Source organism: Brevibacillus schisleri (assembly GCF_055685845.1).
Genome location: NZ_JBVNDM010000001.1, coordinates 6,325,603 through 6,341,415 on the forward strand (window position 1 = coordinate 6,325,603; position 15,813 = coordinate 6,341,415).

Sequence of the window (15,813 nt, forward strand, 5' to 3'; positions counted from 1 at the left end):
GTTGATCACGCTTACTCGTTTACAATTTGTTGCAAATACGCTCGCAATTCTGGCACTCCCTCACTCGTGAGCGAGGAGGTCCGGAAAATTTTTGCATTGCCGAGCGATTGACGCAGGAATTGTTCTGCCCTCTCCACATTTGCATCAGGATGATCCATTTTGGTAATAACCCCGATACACGATTGTGGAAACCCTTGTGAAAAGCCAGGAGGGAAATAATTGCGCTCCCGCGTAGCATCCTGCACCATTACAATGATCTTCGCCTCAAGAGAGGTAGCCATAAGCGTGCGGTAAAACATCGGGTTTTCGCTGTACTCACCCGGAGTGTCAATCGCCCAGTCCCGATATTCGAGCGCTTGTGTCTTCCGGGCAGGCTGTTCGTCATTGAACAGCGCCCGCACCAGAGAAGACTTTCCTGCTTCAATTGCACCGATAATCATTACACGGCCGGTCATGATTTCGTCACCAATGCCGGTGTAAACCGCAGTTTTTCGCTCAGCACCTGATTGACCGCTTCGACTGCCATCTCAACAGCGGATACATCGCCTACGACAATCAGTGAACCTGTAAAACGATCGAGAAACCCAAGCTCGACGCCAGCAGCCTTTGTCGCAATATCCGCGGCAATAATGGCTGTTTCGGTAGGCGTCAAAGTCAAGATGCCGATAGCACCGGCCTCATTGATACCTAGCTTGGTATAGAGCATTGGGTCAGGGTTTGCGATTACATGAGCCAACGTGACCTGTTTCCCTGGTACGAATTCCTGGATGACTCGTGAACGTTCCTGTTCCATTCCTATTCCTCTCTTCCTGCGGCACCCGGCACCTCAAACGAATCCACGATGCCTACGATGATCGCATCGATCGGCACACTGGTGCCGGAGAAAAGGATACGGGCAGGCGTCCCACGAGAGACGATAACCTGCTCCCCGATTCCCGCACCGATCCTGTCCGCTGCGATAACGGTTTGTCCGCCTTCTTCGCCACGCCAATCAATCGGCTGAACCACCATGAGCTTGAGATTTTCCATACCTGCTTCTTTTTGCGTGGCCCAGACGCTGCCGATCACTTTTCCCAAAAACATGCGATCACCCTTTTCCTAAATAGCTGACCGTAATGCCGCGTTCTCTCATGCTGTCATAAGCAAGCGGAGAAACAATTGCACCTTTTTTCACGATCAAAGTCGTATCGCGAAGCTCAGGCTGCGATCTGATCCAATCCGCTGTCAACAGCTTCCCGGAAAAGACGGCTTCTTGCTCATCCAAAGGAGTCAATGTCGGTTGTTCTGTCTTGCTAGTAGTCTCCACTTTTTGTAGCTGAGACTTCAGCTTGGAAACCACGCGATCAGCCAGACGGCGTTGCTCCGCAAACTCCACACCCAGCTCCTTCATGCCTTCAACGTGACGGTTGAACAGCTTTTCATAAGCAGGTGTCAGTGTCAATGTTTGCAGGGTACGACGGTCTGCACGCTTGATCCCTGGCACATCGGAACCAGCAATGACGAATTTACCCGTCACCAACGCGGAAAAGACGATTTCCGCTTTGATTGTTCCTTTTAGACCGGAAGCAATTCTCGCTGCATTATCCAAATCGATTTCTGGAATCACGATACCGACATAATCTTTCGGCACTTCCAACGGGGCAGGGGCGTACTCGTCTGCTGTAAGAATTTTGCCTGCTCCCCCACATTCGATCTTGTGCATTCCCAACCAGGAAGAGGTTTCTCCGTCCAGGAAGAGAATGTCATGGCAGATCCCGTGGTTTTTCAGTTGGATAAAATGATCCTGAAACGCCTCATGAGCCTGGCTGTCGCAAAAAACGTACAGGACACGAGGCGCTGTGCTGCTTTGCTTTTCTGTATTCATCGATTGCAAAATTTCTTTCGTAATCGACGCCACCATTTCTCTGATGTCCATCAAGCTCAACCTCCGTTAGCCGGAGTAAAATTGCCCGTTCTTGCCGATCACTTTTACCCGGTCGCCCGTTTTCAAATTAGCGGCATTTCCTTCATCCGTATCCACGTGGAAATCAAGTGCAAACTGCGGATGTACACGAACGACTACATCTGGATAGATGATAGGACGATCGCTTTGCGTCGCCAGAATCAGCGTATCGCCATCCTTCACTTGATATTGCTCGGCATCTGCTGGAGACATATGAACATGGCTCTTCGCAACGATTACGCCTTTGTCCATTACTACAGTCCCTTTTGCCGTTACAAGTACCATACCTGGTGTACCTTCAATATCTCCAGACATACGCACAGGGGCTTGAACACCTACTGTAAAGCCGTCTGTTCTGGAAATTTCCACTTGTGTCGCGCCACGAGCTGGTCCCAAAACGCGAACCCCGTGGATGCTGCCTTTTGGTCCCACGATGGTGACTGTTTCCTGGCAAGCAAACTGGCCCGGTTGCGACAAATCACGCATTGGCGTCAATTGATGTCCGGCTCCGAAAAGCTTCTCGACATCTGCTTGCGACAAATGAATGTGACGGTTAGATACGCCCAAAGGAATTTCTCGCACTGCCTCGGCAGCTTGATTGGTGGAAGGCTGCTGGTTCTGATCAACTTGTTTCACTTGAATCCCTCTTCCTTTCAAGAAATCTGCCGCTGCTGGTGTTATTTTATCCCCTTTCTCAACGAGAAAGGGGTTTGGAATGCCTGACTTATGCATGGCTCTCAAGGATGCTTCTGTAATCACTGCCATAAGGATTTATTACCCTTCGAGTTTAGGCAGGATCAGTTCAATGTCTCCATGAGGGCGTGGGATAACGTGAATAGATACGAGCTCTCCTACTTTTTCAGCAGCAGCGGCACCTGCGTCTGTGGAAGCTTTTACTGCACCTACGTCACCACGTACCATAACAGTCACGAGACCGCCACCTACGTGTACTTTACCGATCAGTTTTACGTTCGCTGCTTTTACCATTGCGTCAGCAGCTTCAACTGCTCCTACTAAACCTTTTGTTTCTACCATTCCCAATGCGGACATTTCTCCAGCCATTTTCATTTCCTCCTTAATTATATCTCCAAAATTTTAGTGTTTTACGACATTAAGACGTCATTTCTGTTAACACGGATTTGATGATGTTCTTGATCTCATCACGGCTCAAGCCAACGTTCATGGAAGAGACAGCCTGTAGGACAGCTTCTTCCGCTTGTGTCGCAGGAGCTTGTGGTGCTGGCGTTGATTGTGGCATTTCTTTGATACCAAATGCAACACGCTTGATGTTGAACATATGCTTCACACCGATGTTATCGGAAGTGATGTTGCCCCCTAAAGAGCCGCATCCAAGTGTGAACGCTGGTTGTACGCCAGTCGTTGCACCAATTCCTCCGAAGGTCGTACCTGTATTGACCGGAATTCTAGATGCAGGCATTGCTTGACCATACGCTGCGATGACATTCTCATCCTGGGCGTGAATACCCGCTGTATGTCCAAGACCACCATGCTCCAGCAATTCGCGGCAACGGGCAAACGCTTCGCTGTCGCCGTGAACAGTGTAGAGGGCAAGAACCGGAGCCAGTTTTTCAACGGACATCGGATATGCTTTACCTACATTGTTCTCCTCCGCAATCAGGACACGCGTATCAGCAGGGATGGTAATACCCGCCATTTGAGCGATCACATGCGGAGAGCGGCCAACGATCTTCGCGTTCAGCGAGCCGTTTATCGTGACGATGGCAGCTACCTTTTCCTTTTCTTGCTCGTTCAGGAAGTAGGCGCCTTCACGCTTCAGGGCAGCAATCAATTGGTGTTTGGTGGATTCCTCTACTACCAATGCTTGCTCAGAAGCACAGATTGTACCATAGTCAAACGTTTTGCTCTGCACGATGCGCTTGGCAGCAGCAGCAAAGTCCGCGCTGTGGTGGATGTAGACCGGAACGTTACCAGGTCCCACACCGTATGCAGGCTTGCCAGAGCTATATGCCGCGCGTACCATCGGCGTTCCGCCAGTCGCGAGAATCAAATTGGTCAGCTTGTGCTTCATCAATTCGTTTGTCGCTGGAAGCGTAGGCTTGGTAACGCAATGGATCAAGCCTTCTGGTGCTCCAGCCGCTACTGCCGCCTGTGCCATCAGTCGCGCTGCTTCCAGCGTGCACTTGGCTGCCGACGGATGTGGGCTGAAGACAATCGCATTTCTCGCCTTGAGGGAGACCATCGATTTATAGATAACCGTGGACGTCGGATTGGTAGAAGGGACGATACCAGCTACGATACCGAATGGCTGTGCCACTTCCCATACCTTGTTTTCTTCGTCCTTACGGATGATGCCAACCGTTTTTACATCTTTCACAGATGCGTACACATCTTGAGCAGCAAACAGGTTTTTCATCCGTTTGTCCGCGATGTTACCAAAGCCTGTTTCTTCTACAGCCATAGCTGCGAGTCGATCTGCATGCTCCACGCCTGCTTTGGACAGGGCTTCGATGATTCTATCGACTTGTTCTTGGCTGTAAGTAGCGAACTTGGCCTGTGCTTCCTTCGCTTGTGCGAGGTAGGTACGCACTTCCTGTATGGAATACAGATCAGCGTCGAGTGTCATTAGGCTTTGTCACCTCCGCCTTGTTTCTCTTCCAACAGACGAATGAGATCTTCTTTCTTCGCCATGTTGATTTCGTTCGTTGTCAGCGGGAAGTCCGCATACGAACGAGCCATTTTGCGCAGATCATTGATAGACTGATCTTGCAATTTGGTCGCTGGCACTTGGGCCGGCTCTGCCTTAACCTCTTCTTTTGCTTCCGGTTTCAGCAGGTTTTTAAGCATTTTTGGTACATTTTCGTCAGGACGTGGAATCACGTGTGAGTGCAGCAATCTTCCAACACGTCTCGCAGCGTCAGCGCCAGCATCTACTGCTGCCTGTACGGACGAGACATCTCCGATTACATACACGGTAACGATTCCTGCGTCCGCTCCTTCATAAGAGACAACTTTGACGTCAGCTGCTTTGGCAGCAGCGTCTGCGGCAGCAATGAGAGCAGGCAACCCCAATGTCTCAATCATGCCGAGTGAATATGACGTAGCGCGCATTTACATTACCTCCCCTTCAAGAGGGAAATTCCCTATTATCATTTGACAGGCTGTTGGGCGACACTTCTTACGGCATCGGCAAAAGCATCGGCGGCTGCCGTGCATGCCGACTGGCTGCCAGTGAGTAGCGCTCCCCCAAAGTTCGTTTCTGTTGGTGGACCAAAAAATTGAACCATTTCTACATCTGCAGCCTTGAGGGCGGCATCAATACCATACATGGCTTCCAGCGGTGGTGCGATCAAGTAGGCAAGCGGTTCACCTTCTCTGATACCCGCCAGTTGGGACAAATAGCTGCCCGTCCGCGACACAACATGGGCGTAATACGCATGCGTCCCTTCATCATTCAAAGAGTAAAAGCATGCTCCGCTCTCCATAAATGCAACGGCTGCATCCAGTCCGCTCTGCACCTCCGATGGCGTCGCGCCTCCGATCATCCCGATGAACTCGCCGGACAACGGTCCAGACGCATGGCCTGAGCCTGCATAAAACGACTTGGCATACACAACTTCTACCGCTGCCTTTTTGGTCGCTTCATCAATGGCCGTATACCCCACATCGTCAATCGTGGAGGTCAAAAGCCCCAGACTTCGGATATGAGAAGGCAGGTTCAGCTTCTCCGCAAATTGAGGATCGACATTGGGAATCAGTCGGATCGCAAGCGGCGTCGCTCGAATTGGTTTTTCCATGCGTGTCACTCCTTTCAAGACAACATCCCTGATCAAAAGCAAAAAAAGGTGCCTAAACACGAAAAATAAGCCGTGTTCAAGGGCACCTTTGCCTTTTGATTATTCACTTGTGGGTAGAAGATTACACGCGATTTACGTGCTCTTTTACCTGTCTCTAATGTAGAACAAGGCAGGGAAAAATGCAAGCGTTTTCGGCATTCCGTCACTTTTCCATATTCCGGTCATATTACGGACACACGCCCCCGTTAAATTTGTGTTGTAGCCGAGACGGGCAAGCCCACAAACAAGGCTCACTACAGTCTAAAGACCCCCCAAGGAGGAATTTCACAATGAAGAAGAAAATGGCAATGACAGTTATGGCTTTGGCAGTATCCGCAATGGCAGGTTCCGCGTTTGCGGCAAGTGAACCAGCGAAAACGTCTGGTTCTTCTGCTCCACTGAAAATGGTGAACAAAGATGGTACAGATGCTCTTTTCAAACCGATTTTTAACCTGGAGCAAATGGCAAAGGAAAAGGGCATCACCATGGAAGACTTGATCAATCAGCTTGAAAAAGAAGGCAAACTGACGAAAGCAACAGCTACCAGCAACCCAGACGGCACCACTCCGGGCTTCACAGTCATTTCTCTCGATCTTGAAAACAAGGACGGCGGAGCATTCATCGCTCTGGACTCTGCTATGAATCTGGAAGAAATGGCGAAAGAAAAGGGTATCTCTTTGGAAGAGTTGATCAATCAGCTTAAAAAAGAAGGCGCGATCACCACTGGTGAAGTAGCTTCCTTTACTCAACCTGCAATCAGCTTGGAGCAATTGGCAAAAGAGAAAGGAATCACCGTTGACGAATTGATCAAACAGCTCGAAAAAGAAGGCAAGATCACAAAAGTTACAACAGTCTCAGTACCTGCCATCAAAAAATAAGCGTTGCCTTTCAAGCACACACAAAAACCTCTGACAGGAAACTGCCCAGAGGTTTAGTTATGCCCTTCGCCATTTAACGGACACATAACTCCATTATGCTAAACAACTGAACAAGAACATTTTTTACAAATGATGTAAGTCGAAATGATGTCTATCATTGCTATGATAAGTACAAATTGACTGGAGATAAATAGGAGGTGTTTCTTCGTGAAACGAATTCTACTCATTGAGGATGAAATGCCGATTGCCCGACTTGTCCAGGTCTACCTGGAACGGGCGGGCTATGAGGTAAAATGGAATGAGGGTAATCACGAGGCAATCCCGACTTTTTTCTCTTGGAAACCGGATCTTGTCCTGCTTGACCTGATGCTGCCCGATCATGACGGCTTGGATATACTCGATCAGATTCGCCAATACGGCAGCTGCCCTGTCATTATCATCACGGCGCGCGGTACTGTGCCAGACAAGCTCAAAGGCCTGGCACAAGGGGCAGATGATTACATCGCCAAGCCATTTGATCCAGAAGAAGTGCTCGCACGTGTACAAGCTGTGCTCCGCCGTTCCTCTTATATCGCCGAAGCAGATACGATCAGACTCGGGACACTTTCCATAGATGTTACTGCCCAAAATGCCTTGATCGGGAAAACACCCCTTGCCTTGATGCCACGGGATTGGCAGCTGCTCGTTTTCCTGGCGCGACATCCGAACCAATGCTTTAGTCGCGATCAATTACTGGATCAAGTGTGGGGAATGGATTTTGAAGGAGGAGATCGTTCTGTGGATACCGCTGTGAAACGTTTGCGTAAAAGCTTGTTGCCTTGGCCGACTTCCGAAGGGGAGATTAGCACAATCAGAGGAATGGGGTACAGCCTACGTGTTTACTAAACGATTCTCTGCCAACAGGACTGCCGTGCCGCTCTTGCGCTACTGGACGTGGCGCTATGCCTTGATTTTATCGATCATTCTTTTTGGTATCGGCTTTTTTGGCATCTATTGGATTAACAAAGCAGCTACAGAACAACAGTTTCAAGTATTGGAAGCAAGAACAGAGTTGCTCGCTGATTCGTATACCAAGGTGTTGCTTGCCAAGGACACCTCGACTTCTTCTGTAAAGATAGAGGATTTGGCACAAACAACTGTAGGTATCTCCAATCACGCTGTCACTGCTGTGACTGGCCCTGCGTCTCCGGCTATTCCTGACACCGCAACACCCGCAGCCACTACCGCCATGATCGCATTTCGAGTCATGCCGACTGTCCCAATCGATCACGTGGTACAGATTTACGATGATGCAGGCAAGACGTTCAAGAAGGAAATGGTGAATCAGACGATGACCGCCACCATTGCGCAGTTGCCTACTCCTGCCCAACCGGTGGACAAAACGAAAGAAATACGGGAGGTTGTTGCCACAAAGGGAGCTACCTGGCTGCGTGTGGGTGTCCCTTACTATGAACACAATACAGTCGCAGGCACCTATTACGTCAGTACCCCCCTTAACAATGATTTGGTTCACACTTATATCACGATCATGGTTTCCATCGGAATCATCACTTTGTGCGGTTGGGCCATCGTCTATGTCCTGTCTCGCTCGTTAACACAGCCCCTGCGGCAGTTGGCAATAGCGGCAGAGCAAATATCCAGCGGAAATTATACGCCTTCCTTGCCCAATTCCTCCAAAATCAAAGAAGCAGAAATCAGTCAGCTGGTTCATTCCTTTGACGAAATGGCGAAACGGCTTGGACAACTAGAGCGGATGCGCACCGACCTTTTGGCTGGTGTTTCCCATGAGCTGCGTACCCCTGTCACCTCGATTCGCGGGATGATCCAAGCTGTCAAAGACGGCGTCGTGAAGGGTGCAGATGCCGATGAATTCATGCAAATCAGCATGGACGAAGCCAAACGACTCCAGACAATGGTCAATGACCTGCTCGATTTTTCGTCGATGGAAGCAGGTGAGGTATTCGCCGAGAAGCAGTCCATACAGATCGACAGCACATTGGATCAGATAGTCGCACAGGTGCAAGCCTTGCCGTCATTTGCAGACGTATCTGTGACAGTAAACCCGACTGGATCAGAAATCGTTTGGATCGGCGACGAATCACATGTCAAACAAATTTTGTTCAATTTATTGGGGAATAGTGCTGCCGCAAATGCAACGCAAATCGAGATCGGCGTCCATAATCAAATCGATTTTCTCTCCATCGACGTGACTGACAATGGAAAAGGGATTCCTGAGTCAGAGATTCCATTCATTTTCGAACGGTACTATCGCGGCGACAGCAAACGCAAAAAGAAACATGGATTGGGGCTGGGCCTGACGATCTCGCGACTATTGGCAAAAGCACACAGGGGAAATGTCGAATTGATTCGGTCGTCTCCAGTAGGAACAACCTTTCGTCTGACACTGGCCCATCCAGATACATCCGCATGAAAATGAACAGAGGAAGCAGCACCGATGAATCGTGCCGCTTCCTCTTTTACGTATGGGCACCCTCCGGCACATGTGTGCGGATGAGATCCATGAAGATGTCCAATGCTTTGGTGTGAAATTCTTCAGACTTCGTGACGAGCGAAAAATCACGGGTAACCGGTGTCCCCGTCACCTTCAATGTACAGAGCGTGCCGAGCTTGCGTTCTTTGCGGATGGCCCAATAAGACAACAGGCTAATTCCCAGGCCAGCCTCCACTGACTCCTTGATCACCTGTGTACTGCCGAACTCCATTCGCTTGTGCGGTGTGAATTGCAGTTGGCGAAACATTTTTTCAGCCGCTTCCCTCGTGCCTGACCCTTCTTCCCGTACAATCCACGTTTCCTTCATCAGCTCGTCAATACTGACCTCAGACTGCCCGGCCAATCGATGCTCTGGGGAAGCAATCAAATACATACGATCATCAGCAAACGGCTCCACGCACATTTTTTCGTCCACATACTCCCCCTCCACAATCCCGACGTCGAGTTGTCGCTTCGCCACCAGCTCAGCAATGACGGTGGAATTGTGGATCGTAATCGTGGGGGTAATCATTGGGTAATACTGACGAAGACGGGCAATGACGTGAGGCAGTACATACTCTCCATACGTGTAGCTGGCGCCAATCGTCAAATGCCCGCTCGGTGTATTCATCAAATCATCCACGAGACTCTGCATCCGCGTGTACAAGCCCAGGATCTCCCGAGCGTGATGATAGACAATCTCCCCCGCTTTATTCAAGCGAACATATTTGTTGCTTCGCTCCAGGAGCTTTGTCCCTATCGTGCGCTCGAGCGCATGAATATACTGACTAACGGCAGGCTGCGTCATGTGGAGCTCTTCTGCAGCTCGAGAAAAGTTTTGTCTGTCTGCAACGGTCACGAACACAAGCAAATGCTGATCCAACTGCCTTCACTCTCCTTTCCACCACTAATCATTCATTTCACTTATGATGATCATCGTAATGATTTATTTTTCTTATTATAACAGTTGCCGTATGCTGTGTTTGTAAAACTTTTCGAGGAGTGATGGCAATGGCAACTCCCATCAAAAGCAGCGTGCCATTGAATGAAAGCAATGCCAGCGTACAGCCCGCAAAAAACAACGAAAGCAAACCTGCATCCTTCTCGCTGTGGATAGCTGGAATCGCTTTTACTTTTTTCATCGCCCTGACAGGCTACGGCTTAGCAAAAATACCTGGCTTTCAACAGGTCGGCCCTCTCGCCTGTTCGATCCTGATCGCGGTCGCCTACCGGCATTTTCGTGGATATCCGGAGGCATTGCGATCAGGGATTCAATTTTCCGCCAAACGTTTACTTCGCCTGGCTATTATTTTGTATGGGCTCAAGCTCAATATCGACGTCGTCTTGAATCAAGGTCTCGGGCTTCTCGTCTATGACGCTGGTGTCATTATTTTTGCCATTGCGGTTACGATGCTGATAGCCAAGTGGCTGAAAGCAGATCCTTCCCTCTCCCTCATGCTCGGAGTCGGTACAGGCGTCTGTGGAGCAGCGGCCATTGCAGCCGTCTCCCCTATCGTTGCTGCCAAGGATGAAGATACCGCCATTGGGGTAGGTATGATCGCACTCGTCGGAACTCTGTTTGCCGTTGCCTACACGATCCTCCGTCCATTCCTTCCCCTGTCCGCGGTCGAATACGGCATGTGGTCAGGAATTAGTCTGCATGAGATTGCGCATGTCGCATTGGCTGCTGCACCAGCGGGTCAAGATGGGCTAGCGATTGCCCTGCTGGCAAAATTGGGGCGTGTACTCCTGTTGGTTCCGCTCTGTTTTATCCTGATGGTTTGGATGAAACGCTCCGGGAAATTACAAAGTGGCACCAAGATCGAATTCCCTTGGTTCCTGATCGGCTTCCTCGCCATGAGTGTTTTTGGAAGCTACGTTCTTGGCACATCCATTCCTGTCTCAGAAGCGTTCCATAATGGCATCGCCAATGTCACAACCTTCGTCCTCACCATGGCGATGGTCGGGCTCGGGCTCAATGTCAATCTGCGTGCACTGCGGACAAAAGCGGCGCGCCCACTGATTGCCATGAGTATTACCTCGATTCTTTTGTCGGTACTCTCCTTTGCATTGGTATAAAAACTGTGGATAACCAAACACCCGAATTCGCCGATTTCTTGATGATCGGCGAGTTTTTTTGTGGATAAGGACAAAGATTATCCCCATATGTTGATAAAGATGTGTACATCTTTGCCGAGGGGGAACTATATGTCGAGAAAATGGTTGAGGAGACGACCGAATTTCTTATTCATCATTGTGGATCAGGAACGATTTCCCCCTGTTTATGAAGAGCCTGCGATACGTGAATGGAGGGAGGATACACTCCACGCCCATGCTTTTTTGCGAGAGCATGGGTTGGAATTCAAACGTCATTACGTTGGCTCCACAGCCTGTTGCCCTAGCAGAGCTACCTTATTCACTGGTCAGTATCCCTCTTTGCACGGCGTCACCCAAACCAGCGGCGCCGCTAAACGCTCTGCCGACAGCGACATGTTCTGGCTTGATCGCAATACTGTCCCGACGATGGGAAATTATTTTCGCCAAGCAGGCTATCGTTGTTTCTATAAAGGCAAGTGGCATTTTTCCGATGCCGACATTTGGGTACCGGGTACCCATGTTCCTACCCCCAGCTATACCCTTGGAACAGGGGTCCCTGATCCCGATAAGGAACGCTTATACTTGCTTGCTGATCGGCTGGACGGCTTTGGCTTCTCCAGTTGGATTGGTCCCGAACCGCATGGAATAGCGCCGCATAACTCCGGTTCGTCCGCAGCCATCGGAGTAAATGGTCGTGATGTGGTGTACAGCAGTGAAGTCATCGAGCTGCTCCATGCCCTAGATCAGGAGAAAGGCTCCGCGGAAAGCTACCACCCTTGGCTGATCGTGGCGTCTTTCGTCAATCCACATGATATCGCCATCTATGGGGATATCTCTGCGAGCTCACCGTTTTTTCGCTTCCATGTGGATAAATCCGTTCCCACAGTTGCCCCACCCCCTACTCAGTACGAATCACTTGCGACAAAGCCACGCTGCCAAGCCAGTTATCAAGAGGTATATCCACAAGCGTTTCAACCCATTTCGGACCAAGCCCATTATCGAAGACTGTACTATCAACTCCAAAAAAACGCCGATCGGGAAATGATGCGTGTTCTTGCGGCACTCGTCGCCAGCTCGTTTTATCCCGAGACACTGGTCGTGTTCACATCCGATCACGGTGAATTGTTGGGTGCTCACGGCAAGCTGTATCAAAAATGGTACTGTGCCTATGAAGAGGCGGTTCACATTCCCCTCATTATCCACAACCCGCTCCTTTTTCCACACGCGACCTCCACAGAGCTGTTAACCAGTCATGTGGATATTCTTCCGACACTACTCGGGATGGCTGGAGCAGACACAGACAGGCTTCGTGACGAGCTGACCTTTACTCATAGCGAGGTACGCCCTCTAGTCGGTCGTGATCTTACTCCCATCATCTTGACCCACGAAACGGACACTATCCCCAGCGAGCCGATCTACTTCATGACGGACGACGATGTGACAAAAGGACAGCATCAGGTGAACGTGCAACACCAACCCTATGACTCTGTCATTCCTCCGAATCGGATAGAAACCGTCATCGCCTGCATGAATTCTGCCGGGCACAGCGCTTTATGGAAATACTCCCGCTATTTTGCCGGGGATGTATACAACCCTACGATGACTGATTACGAATTGTACAATCTCACGACCGATCCTTTGGAAACACGGAATATGGTTACCCCCCTCTACAAAACCACACACTCGGAGCGCGTCCGCCTGAAAATGGAGCTGCTTTTAGAAGAACAGCGAGCCCAAAAACGACTGACCCCCTTTTCGCCGCCTTTCACACAACTACTATCTATGTAAAATTTCCCGGAACAACAGAAAAACCCCTCAAATCGAGGGGCTTTTCGGCTTTCCTTTTCTCTTCCCTATTCCTGTTCGGTCAATGCTTTTTCCAATGCTGCCATCGCTTCTTGTTCATCGGCACCGTCCGTAATCAGGGTAATTTCTTCCCCTTTTCCAATCGCTGCTGCCATAATGCCCATGATGCTCTTGCCATTTACATTTTTCTCATTTTTGATGATTTTAATTTCGCTGGAAAAAGACGTGGCCACCTTCACAAAGTTCGCAGCAGGACGTGCATGCAGGCCGTGCGCCAATTGAACCACTATTTTTTTCTCTACCATTCTGATTTACCTCCTTCCCTACACTCTCTCAAGCCATTCCTTCACGAACGCCTCCACTTGCGCAGAAGTGCTCATCTGTAAAATCGTATCAATCTGTTTCGCTGCGTCCTCTGCGCTCAAACGACTCAGCTGTTGGCGCGCAGGCAAAATGCTCCCTGCACTCATACTAAATTCATCCAGACCCATTCCCAACAGAATCGGGATCGCGATTGGATCGCCCGCCATCTCCCCACACATACCGACCCACTTGTTCTGCGTGTGCCCTGCTTTAATGACGTTGTGCAGCAAGCGCAAAACAGCAGGGTGGTAAGGCTGATAGAGATAAGCGACCTTCTCGTTCATACGGTCGGCTGCCATTGTGTATTGAATTAAATCATTGGTTCCAATGCTGAAAAAGTCAACCTCGCGTGCAAATTGATCGGCCATCAGTGCCGCAGCAGGGATCTCAATCATGATACCCACTTCGTACTGATCGGATACTACAATTCCGCGATTGACCAACGTTTTTTTCTCTTCCTCCAAAATCGCTTTTGCTTGGCGGAACTCCTCTAGTGTCGCAATCATCGGAAACATGATTTTCAGATTGCCGTGTACACTTGCGCGCAATAGAGCACGCAGCTGCGTACGAAACAGTTCTTGGTTGTCGAGACACAGCCGGATGGCGCGATGTCCAAGAAACGGGTTCATTTCTTCTGGCAAAGCCAAGTAAGAGAGATGCTTGTCCCCGCCAATGTCCAATGTACGAATAACCACCGGGCGATCGCCCATATGCTCCAGCACGTGCTTGTATGCGAGGTATTGCTCCTCTTCCGTCGGGAAATCATTACGTCCCATGTACAGAAACTCGGTACGGAACAGCCCGACACCTTCGGCACCATTGGCGACTGCCCCAGCGACATCTTCAGGGCTTCCGACATTGGCGGCAAGCTCGACATGATGATTGTCCAACGTGATCGTTTTATCGTTCACAAGCTTCGCCAGTTCGGCTTTTTGCGCTTCGTAATCAGCCTGCTTGCGTTTGTAGTCAGCGATCTCTTCTTCACTCGGGTCGATAATCGCGGTTCCTTCATGCCCGTCGAGAATGATGAGCGTCGCTGGCTGAACTGCACGAGTAATCCCTTGTGTTCCGACAACAGCAGGAATCTCGAGAGAACGTGCCATAATCGCCGAATGCGAGGTTCGACCCCCAATGTCTGTGAGGAAGCCTTTGACATAGCGACGGTCTAATTGAGCCGTATCAGAAGGCGTCAAATCATCTGCTACAATAATCACTTCTTCTGTCAGCTCACCAAGTCCTGCAAACGGTACACCGAGCAAGTAAGAAAGCACACGTTTGGTCACGTCACGAATATCTGCTGCTCTCTCCCGCATGTATTCATTGTCCATTTGCTCGAAAAGTCCGATGAATGCTTGTGCCACATCATTCAGGGCACTTTCGGCGTTTGTCTTTTCACTCGTAATTTTATCTTTGACGGTATCGACCAGTTCCGGGTCTTCCAAGACGAGCAGGTGAGCTTTGAAAATGTCTGCATGATCCGTCCCCATCTCCTGCTCCACGCGCAGAACGATGCCCTCCAAATCCCTTTTCGCTCGAGCCAACGCCTCTTGAAAGCGCTGGATTTCATTCGCCGGATCTTCAATCGCTACGGTATTGATCTGTAAATCGGGCGTTGTCAGTAAAAACGCCTTGCCAATGGCTATACCTGCTGAAGCTTTTACACCTGTGATCTTTTGGGACATCGTAACACCAGCCTCTCTCAATGGCTACCTGACCATTCCTTCAATCTGCGTGCCTGTTCGCGCACGATCTCCTCAAGCGGATGACCCGCCGGAATGCCGGTACAATTGTGTAATGTATTTTCCCATCCAAACTCTTTCAGGCTTGCTTGTATCCGTGCGGACTCCGCATCCTCGGGATAGTCGAATGCCAATGCCGCTGCAAGCGCCTTGCTCAAGCCTACAACAACAGGCCCAATTGCCTTGAATGCCAAAAGTGTCAGTAACCCACCAACAATACCCGCGGAAAAGTTATTCACCAGCATTTCAAAGCCGGAACGAATTTTTCCTTCGAACAACTGGTCCACTTTTTTGATGACCCAGCCACCCAAAGGACCCATGATCATGGCTCCCAAGAACATCGGGATGTCTGCACCTACGACAACCCCCATCGTAGCAACGGCACCTACGACCCCGCCTCGAACATCATGGACCATTTTTCCGCCGGTATAACCGATCAGCAGTGGCAGTAAATACGTAATCATCGGTCCGACCAATTTGGCCAACTCTTCGTTAGGCCGCCAACCTGTTGGAATAAATAAAGCGGTAATCAATCCCCAAGCGATGAAAGCACCGATATTTGGCATGACCATCGCACTCAAGAATCGTCCAAACTTTTGTACCGAGACTCGTATTCCACCCGAAGCGTTTTTTGTTTCCACGCTCTCCATACTGCACCCTCCTTTACCCCTATTTATGAGAT

General features: G+C 49.9%; 17 protein-coding genes and 1 pseudogene. 5 read left to right on the top strand and 13 right to left on the bottom strand.

Annotated elements, in window-relative coordinates; all coding sequences use genetic code 11:
- Window positions 1–11: 11 nt before the first annotated feature.
- Genes ACUUHJ_RS29950 through eutL form a run of 9 tightly spaced genes read right to left on the bottom strand, consistent with a single transcriptional unit; the run spans window position 12 to window position 5,718 of the window.
- Window positions 12–455 carry a EutP/PduV family microcompartment system protein gene (locus ACUUHJ_RS29950; RefSeq protein WP_015893785.1) on the bottom strand — a complete coding sequence of 148 codons (444 nt, stop codon included), beginning with the start codon at window positions 453–455 and terminating at the stop codon, window positions 12–14.
- On the bottom strand, window positions 452–793 hold the full coding sequence (eutS, locus tag ACUUHJ_RS29955) for an ethanolamine utilization microcompartment protein EutS (protein ID WP_007720097.1): 342 nt from the start codon (window positions 791–793) through the stop codon (window positions 452–454). Before eutS ends, ACUUHJ_RS29950 begins: the two co-directional genes overlap by 4 nt.
- 2 nt (window positions 794–795) lie before the next feature.
- The gene (locus ACUUHJ_RS29960; protein ID WP_007720099.1) at window positions 796–1,083 is read right to left on the bottom strand and encodes a EutN/CcmL family microcompartment protein; all 288 of its coding nucleotides are present in this window, start codon (window positions 1,081–1,083) and stop codon (window positions 796–798) included.
- A 4-nt stretch (window positions 1,084–1,087) separates the two neighbouring features.
- The gene (locus tag ACUUHJ_RS29965) at window positions 1,088–1,915 is read right to left on the bottom strand and encodes a hypothetical protein (RefSeq protein WP_015893786.1); all 828 of its coding nucleotides are present in this window, start codon (window positions 1,913–1,915) and stop codon (window positions 1,088–1,090) included.
- A 15-nt stretch (window positions 1,916–1,930) separates the two neighbouring features.
- Entirely contained in the window at window positions 1,931–2,707 is a 777-nt protein-coding gene (pduL, locus tag ACUUHJ_RS29970; RefSeq protein ID WP_289675066.1) for a phosphate propanoyltransferase, read from the bottom strand.
- Between the two features lie 9 nt (window positions 2,708–2,716).
- Window positions 2,717–3,004 (bottom strand): ethanolamine utilization microcompartment protein EutM, encoded by a 288-nt coding sequence (eutM, locus tag ACUUHJ_RS29975; protein ID WP_007720104.1) that lies wholly within the window; start codon window positions 3,002–3,004, stop codon window positions 2,717–2,719.
- 49 nt (window positions 3,005–3,053) lie between these two features.
- Window positions 3,054–4,547, bottom strand: coding sequence for an acetaldehyde dehydrogenase (acetylating) (locus ACUUHJ_RS29980; RefSeq protein ID WP_472300841.1), 1,494 nt, complete (start codon window positions 4,545–4,547; stop codon window positions 3,054–3,056).
- Window positions 4,547–5,032 (bottom strand): BMC domain-containing protein, encoded by a 486-nt coding sequence (locus ACUUHJ_RS29985; protein WP_289675068.1) that lies wholly within the window; start codon window positions 5,030–5,032, stop codon window positions 4,547–4,549. The genes ACUUHJ_RS29980 and ACUUHJ_RS29985 overlap by 1 nt, the downstream gene beginning before the upstream one ends.
- Before the next feature lie 38 nt (window positions 5,033–5,070).
- Complete coding sequence (eutL, locus tag ACUUHJ_RS29990) at window positions 5,071–5,718, bottom strand: ethanolamine utilization microcompartment protein EutL (protein ID WP_289675070.1); 648 nt, start codon at window positions 5,716–5,718, stop codon at window positions 5,071–5,073.
- A 329-nt stretch (window positions 5,719–6,047) separates the two neighbouring features.
- Here eutL and ACUUHJ_RS29995 point away from each other — a divergent pair, with 329 nt between their 5' ends.
- The 3 genes from ACUUHJ_RS29995 to ACUUHJ_RS30005 all read left to right on the top strand — a co-directional run bounded on the left by ACUUHJ_RS29995 (window position 6,048) and on the right by ACUUHJ_RS30005 (window position 9,066).
- Window positions 6,048–6,635, top strand: a complete 588-nt coding sequence (locus ACUUHJ_RS29995; RefSeq protein WP_472300843.1) for a hypothetical protein — start codon at window positions 6,048–6,050, stop codon at window positions 6,633–6,635.
- A gap of 207 nt (window positions 6,636–6,842) precedes the next feature.
- The gene (locus tag ACUUHJ_RS30000; RefSeq protein WP_289675072.1) at window positions 6,843–7,520 is read left to right on the top strand and encodes a response regulator transcription factor; all 678 of its coding nucleotides are present in this window, start codon (window positions 6,843–6,845) and stop codon (window positions 7,518–7,520) included.
- Window positions 7,510–9,066 (top strand): sensor histidine kinase, encoded by a 1,557-nt coding sequence (locus tag ACUUHJ_RS30005; RefSeq protein WP_289675073.1) that lies wholly within the window; start codon window positions 7,510–7,512, stop codon window positions 9,064–9,066. The genes ACUUHJ_RS30000 and ACUUHJ_RS30005 overlap by 11 nt, the downstream gene beginning before the upstream one ends.
- Before the next feature lie 46 nt (window positions 9,067–9,112).
- Here the strand turns inward: ACUUHJ_RS30005 and ACUUHJ_RS30010 are convergent, their stop codons facing one another.
- Window positions 9,113–10,009, bottom strand: coding sequence for a LysR family transcriptional regulator (locus ACUUHJ_RS30010; protein ID WP_015893794.1), 897 nt, complete (start codon window positions 10,007–10,009; stop codon window positions 9,113–9,115).
- Between the two features lie 128 nt (window positions 10,010–10,137).
- Between ACUUHJ_RS30010 and ACUUHJ_RS30015 the strand changes: the two genes are divergently transcribed.
- Entirely contained in the window at window positions 10,138–11,205 is a 1,068-nt protein-coding gene (locus ACUUHJ_RS30015) for a YeiH family protein (protein WP_289675074.1), read from the top strand.
- Window positions 11,206–11,334: 129 nt separating this feature from the next.
- Entirely contained in the window at window positions 11,335–13,011 is a 1,677-nt protein-coding gene (locus ACUUHJ_RS30020; protein ID WP_472300845.1) for a sulfatase-like hydrolase/transferase, read from the top strand.
- Between the two features lie 65 nt (window positions 13,012–13,076).
- Here ACUUHJ_RS30020 and ACUUHJ_RS30025 read toward each other — a convergent pair whose 3' ends face one another.
- From ACUUHJ_RS30025 to ACUUHJ_RS30035, 3 genes and pseudogenes are all read right to left on the bottom strand, one after another.
- Window positions 13,077–13,334, bottom strand: a complete 258-nt coding sequence (locus ACUUHJ_RS30025) for an HPr family phosphocarrier protein (protein ID WP_064200074.1) — start codon at window positions 13,332–13,334, stop codon at window positions 13,077–13,079.
- An 18-nt stretch (window positions 13,335–13,352) separates the two neighbouring features.
- Window positions 13,353–15,074 carry a phosphoenolpyruvate--protein phosphotransferase gene (gene ptsP / locus ACUUHJ_RS30030; RefSeq protein WP_472300846.1) on the bottom strand — a complete coding sequence of 574 codons (1,722 nt, stop codon included), beginning with the start codon at window positions 15,072–15,074 and terminating at the stop codon, window positions 13,353–13,355.
- Between the two features lie 188 nt (window positions 15,075–15,262).
- Window positions 15,263–15,781 (bottom strand): annotated as a pseudogene (locus ACUUHJ_RS30035) (PTS transporter subunit EIIC); the annotation flags it as partial.
- Between the last annotated feature and the right edge of the window lie 32 nt (window positions 15,782–15,813).